Annotated in this window: 3 protein-coding genes; 2 read left to right on the top strand and 1 reads right to left on the bottom strand. The window is 68.2% G+C overall.

The window, feature by feature from the left end; genetic code table 11:
* Nucleotides 1-36: 36 nt before the first annotated feature.
* Nucleotides 37-1,452, bottom strand: coding sequence for an extracellular solute-binding protein (locus tag ACWGH4_RS29175; protein WP_453466196.1), 1,416 nt, complete (start codon nucleotides 1,450-1,452; stop codon nucleotides 37-39).
* A 369-nt stretch (nucleotides 1,453-1,821) separates the two neighbouring features.
* On the opposite strand from ACWGH4_RS29175, the gene ACWGH4_RS29180 reads away from it, so the two are divergent.
* Nucleotides 1,822-5,226, top strand: a complete 3,405-nt coding sequence (locus ACWGH4_RS29180) for a CARDB domain-containing protein (RefSeq protein ID WP_453466198.1) — start codon at nucleotides 1,822-1,824, stop codon at nucleotides 5,224-5,226.
* Between the two features lie 317 nt (nucleotides 5,227-5,543).
* On the top strand, nucleotides 5,544-6,008 hold the full coding sequence (locus ACWGH4_RS29185) for an SRPBCC family protein (RefSeq protein WP_189476751.1): 465 nt from the start codon (nucleotides 5,544-5,546) through the stop codon (nucleotides 6,006-6,008).
* The last annotated feature ends 123 nt before the right edge of the window (nucleotides 6,009-6,131 follow it).

Genomic DNA, 6,131 nt, shown 5'->3' on the forward strand with positions numbered 1-6,131 from the left:
GTGCACGGGGCCGGGCGGGCCCGGTCCCCGTAGTGGTCACCCGGTGGCGAGCACCTGATCGACCTGTGACGCCGCGGTCGTGAGGAGCTTGTCGATGTCGGCGTCCTCGTTGGTGAGAATGCCGGACATCACGTTGTCGAGGACCTTGTAGATCTCCTGGGCCTTGGGCGGTTCTGCCTTGCCCGGGACCGGGTTGTCCATGAAGGTCTTGAAGTTGGCGACGGGCATGGTGGCGTGCCGGGTGCGGGCCGCGTCGTCCTTGCTCTTGGACCCGTCGAGCCAGAAGTTGGGCTGCGGGAGTCCGACCGGCAGCTTGTCCGCCTTGCTGCGCGCCCAGTCGAACTGGCCTTTGCCGACGGTGAGGTTCTTGAAGTTGAGCCAGGCGACGGCGGCCTTGATCTTGTCGGCGGAGATCCCGTTCTTGATCATGTAGTTGTTGCCGCCGGCAAGTGTGCTGCGCTCACCGGGTATCGGTCCCATGCCGAAGTTCTCGTACGAGGCGCCGAGTTGCTGGACCATGTAGGTGATGTCGTCGGGGGCGGCCAGGAACATCCCGAGCTTGTCGGAGGCGATCTGCTTCTGGAGGTCGCCCCACTTCAGCAGCTGGGTCTGTCCCATGCTCCTGTCCTGCCAGCGCATGGCGTGGAGGTTCGCCGCGACCTGCCTGCCGATGTCGTTGTTGAAGGCGGCCTTCTTTCCGCTCGCGTCGACGATGTCGCCACCGAGGCTGTACATCTGTGCGGTGAAGTGCCAGCCGCCGGTGTTGCCGGCGCTGTACTCGCCGAAGCCGGCGATGCCGTTGCCGAGGCCGGCGATCTTCTTCGCGGCCGTTCGGACCTCGGCCCAGGTACGGGGCGGGTTGTCCGGGTCGAGGCCCGCCTGCTGGAAGAGCTTGCGGTTGATGAGCAGGCCCATCGTGTAGTTGCTGGTGGGCAGGCCGTACAGCTTGCCTTCGTGCTTGAGGGAGTTCAGGACGTCCGGGTCGATGTCCCCCAGCAGCGGGACGGTCTTGTCGGTGACGTACGCGGTGATGTCCGCGGCGCCGTCGTTGTCCAGCACCTGCGGCAGATCGGTGAAGTACGTGTAGAAGACGTCCGGCTGGGACTTCGCCTTCAGCATGGCGGTGAAGCGCGGCGGTTCCAGGCACTGCCCGGGTGTGGAGCGGCCCTCGATCGTGATGTTCGGATACGTCTTGTTGAACTCGGCGACGTCTTCCTTCCACTGCTTGAGCTCGGCGGCCTTGGCGGCCGGCGGCATGCAGTCGATCGTGAGCGTCAGTTTCGTCTTCGGGTCCAGCGGAGCGGCGGGGTCGGAGTTGCCGCCGCTGCCGGATCCGCCGCTGTTGTCGCTGCTGCTGCTGGTGCCGCAGGCGGCGAGCACGGTGAGCGTGAGCGCGGAGACGAGCGTGACCGCGCCGGCGCGGCGTGAACGACGGAACCGAGCACTTCTCATGGATGGTCCCCCTCGGGCATGAACGTGGAAGGCGTCCCACCGTCGATGCGAGGCGGGCGTCGCACACTCAATCATCACCATCAGGTGAACGCAATATCTCGCGCTTGTTCCGTAATTGATTGACAGTTGGTTGCAGGACGGGGCAGGCACGCCCGGAGACTGCCCCTGCGGGCGGGATCGCGGCAGGGCGCGCCGACAGAGCCTCGCACCCTCGAGCGACCGGTACGCAAGAGCCGTTGACAAACGCACCGGGCACTAGAAACCTGTCAGCGCACTCAGCGCAAACATTCGACTGAATCACTCAAATTCCGTCCCGGGAGTGCTGCACCGGCTCCGGGGCCCGCCGTCTCCTACGGAACCGAGGACACCATGAGACGCAGACTGTTCAGATGGCGACTACTCCCGGGCGCCCTCGTAGTCGGCCTGGTCACCGCCGGGCTGCTGCCCGTCAGCACGGCTCACGCGGCCGATACGAGCCCCAACCTCGCCCTCGGCAGGACCGCGATCGCAGGCGGCTCCCACGGGTCCTATCCCGCCGCCAACACCACCGACGGCAGCCAGCATTCGTACTGGGAGGGCCCTGCGGGCAGCTTCCCGCAATGGGTCCAGGTCGACCTCGGCGGCAGGACGGACGTGGACCGGATCGTGCTGAAGCTGCCCTCCACCTGGGAGGCGCGCACCGAGACGCTCAGCATCCAGGGCAGCGGCGACGGCAGTTCCTTCAGCACGCTCTCCGCGTCCACGGTCCGGTCGTTCAGCCCGTCGCATACGAACACCGTGGGCATCGACGTCACCGCCGACGACATCCGCTACGTCCGTGTGCACGTCACCGCCAACACCGGCTGGAACGCCGCGCAGCTCTCCGAGATCGAGGTCTACGGGGAGGCCGGCGACACCGGCAACCCACCTGTGAACGGCGCCGATCTGGCCCGCGGCAAACCGATCGAGGCGTCCTCGACGACCCAGTCGTATGTCGCCGCCAACGCCAACGACGACCGTGTCACCACCTACTGGGAAGCCGGCGGCCATCCCTCGACGCTGACGGTGAAGCTCGGCGCCGACGCGGACGTCGAGGCCGTCGTGGTCAAGCTGAACCCCGACCCGATATGGGGTCCTCGGACCCAGAGCATCCAGGTGCTCGGCCGCGCGCAGTCCGCGACCGGCTTCACCTCGCTGAAGGACCGCGCCGACTACGGCTTCTCCCCCTCCACCAACCAGAACACGGTGACCATTCCGGTCAGCGGCCGCTACGCCGACGTGCAGCTGAAGTTCTTCGGCAACACCGGGGCCCCCGGCGGGCAGGTGGCCGAGTTCCAGGTCCTCGGCACGGCAGCGCCCAACCCCGACCTCACGCTCACCGAACTGACGTGGTCACCGGCCTCTCCCTCCGAGAGGGACGCCGTGACCGTGAACGCGACGGTACGCAACGCCGGTACGGCGCCGGCCGGCGCGACCAAACTCGACGTCAGCCTGGAAGGCGTCGTCGCGGGCAGCGCCCCGGTGGGCGCCCTCGCCGCGGGCGCCACGGCCACCGTCGCGGTCGACGTCGGCAGACGCCCCATGGGCAGGTACACCGTCACGGCCGTGGTCGACCCGACCGACACGATCGTGGAGACCGACGACACCAACAACAGCCGCACGGCCGCCTCCCCGCTGGTCGTCGGCCAGAGTCCCGGGCCGGATCTGGAGGTCCGCTCCATCACCACCAGCCCGGTGAACCCCGCCGTCGGAGCCCCGGTGACCTTCACCGTGGCGGTGCACAACCGCGGCACCATCGCCGTCGGCGCCGGCACCGTCACCCGCCTGGCCGCGGGCAGCACCACGCTCCAGGGCACGACCGGCCAGGTCCCCGCCGGCGGGACGGTCGACGTACCCATCGGCGGCAGCTGGACCGCCACCAGCGGCGGAGCGACGCTCACGGCCACCGCCGACGCGACGGGCCTGGTCGCGGAGACCGACGAGAACAACAACGTGTTCGCGCGTTCCGTGGTCGTCGGCCGCGGGGCCGCGGTGCCGTACACCGAGTACGAGGCGGAGGACGCCCGTTACGAGGGCACCCTGCTCACCGCCGACCAGAAGCGCACGTTCGGGCACACCAACTTCGCCACCGAGTCCTCCGGCCGCAAGTCGGTCCGGCTGAACGCCACGGGCCAGTTCGTCGAGTTCACCTCCACCAACGCGTCCAACTCGATCGTCGTGCGCAACTCCGTCCCCGACGCGCCCGGCGGCGGGGGCGCGGAAGCCACCATCAGTCTCTACGCCGACAACACCTTCGTGCGGAAGCTGACCCTCTCGTCCAAGCACAGCTGGCTGTACGGCAACACCGACAGCCCCGAAGGGCTGACCAACACCCCGCAGGCCGATGCCAGGCGGCTGTTCGACGAGTCCCACGCGCTGCTGTCGCAGACCTATCCGGCCGGAACGAAGTTCCGGCTCCAGCGCGACGCGGGCGACTCAGCGGCCTTCTACATCATCGACCTGATCGACCTCGAGCAGGTCGCCCCACCGGCGAGCCGGCCGGACGGGTGCACCTCGATCACGTCCTACGGAGCGGTGCCGAACGACGGCATCGACGACACGGACGCCATCCAGCGTGCGGTCACCGCCGACCAGGCGGGCGACATCGGCTGCGTGTGGATCCCGGCGGGGCAGTGGCGCCAGGAGCAGAAGATCCTCACCGACGACCCGCTCGACCGGGGCACTCACAACCAGGTCGGCATCAGAGACGTCACCATCCGCGGCGCGGGCATGTGGCACTCCCAGCTCTACACGCTGACCCCGCCCCACGAGGCGGGCGGCATCAACCACCCGCACGAGGGCAACTTCGGCTTCGACATCGACGACAACACCAAGATCTCCGACATCGCGATCTTCGGCTCGGGCACCATCCGCGGCGGGGACGGCAACGCCGAGGGCGGTGTCGCTCTCAACGGCCGGTTCGGCCAGAACACCAAGATCTCCCACGTGTGGATCGAGCACGCCAACGTCGGTGCCTGGGTCGGCCGCGACTACTCCAACATCCCCGAGCTGTGGGGTCCGGGAGACGGTCTCGAGTTCACCGGGATGCGCATCAGGAACACGTACGCCGACGGCATCAACTTCGCCAACGGCACGCGCAACTCGACGGTGTTCAACTCCTCGTTCCGCAACACCGGTGACGACGCCCTCGCGGTGTGGGCAAGCCGGTACGTCAAGGACCCCGCCACCGACATCGGCCACGACAACCACTTCCGCAACAACACCGTCCAGCTGCCCTGGCGGGCCAACGGCATCGCGATCTACGGCGGCTACGGAAACACCATCGAGAACAACCTGGTCTCCGACACGATGAACTACCCCGGCATCATGCTGGCGACCGACCACGATCCGCTGCCCTTCTCGGGCCGGACCCTCATCACCGGCAACGCGCTGCACCGCACGGGCGGCGCCTTCTGGGGCGAGGCGCAGGAGTTCGGCGCCATCACGCTCTTCGCGGCTGGGCAGGACATCCCCGGCGTCATCATCCGGGACACCGAGATCCGCGACTCCACGTACGACGGAATCCAGTTCAAGTCGGGCGGTGGCGCCGTGCCGGGAGTGCAGATCCAGAACGTCCTCATCGACAGGTCCAACAACGGCTCGGGCATCCTGGCGCACGGCGGCGCCCGTGGCAGCGCGACGCTGACGGACGTGACCGTCACGAACTCGGCCGAAGGCGATGTGCTCATCGAACCGGGCTCACAGTTCGTGATCAACGGCGCGCCCGCCGGGACGTCGGGGAGGAGGACACGATGACCGGGCGGCCGGCCCGGGACTGATCATCGCGGGAGCTCTTCCCAGGGGGCCCGTCGTGGTCCGCGTCCCGGCCGGGACCGATCGTGGTCCCGGCCGAGACGCAGTCGTACCCGCACACCGCCGATCCGGGACCACGAGCCGTGCTCCGGCGGCCGCCAGGTGCGGCGATTCGGGGGGGGCGCGCCCGGGCGCGGAGAAGAGCGACGTGAGGAGCGGGCATAGCTGGGTACCCGGGGATCAGCACGGGCGGTCCGGGCGCGCCCCGGACCCGGCGCCGTGCTGAAAGAGGGATCGCCGCAGAACAGAAGGAGGCACTGATGAGCACCGTGAAGGAAGCCGTCGAGGTCGAGGTTCCGGTGCGGACCGCGTACAACCAGTGGACCATGTTCGAGGAGTTCCCCCGGTTCATGGAGGGTGTCGAGGAGATCCGGCAGATCGACGACCGCCACAACCACTGGACGACCAAGATCGGCGGCGTGCGTCGCGAGTTCGACACGGAGATCGTCGACCAGTTCCCCGACGAGCGGATCGCCTGGCGGACCGTCAGTGGCGACACACAGCAGAAGGGCACCGTCCGCTTCGAGCGTCTGGATGACACGCACACACGGGTGGAGCTGGTCATGGACATCGAACCGTCCGGTCCGGCGGAGAAGGTCGCCGATGTCACCGGCACCATCGACCGGCGCGTCAAGGCAGACATGCGGCGGTTCAAGGACTACATCGAGAAGCAGGGCGGCGAGTCCGGCGGCTGGCGCGGCCGGATCGCACCGGGCGACATGTGACGTCCTTCGGGTGGCGAACGGGACCCGCGGCCTGACCCGCCCGACGATGTCGAGGCACGGTCGCTGCACCGTTTCGCCATGTGTGTTTTATTCATCGTAGAGCTGTGGAGAGATTCACAGTTG

This window comes from Streptomyces sp. NPDC054847 (genome assembly GCF_053610925.1).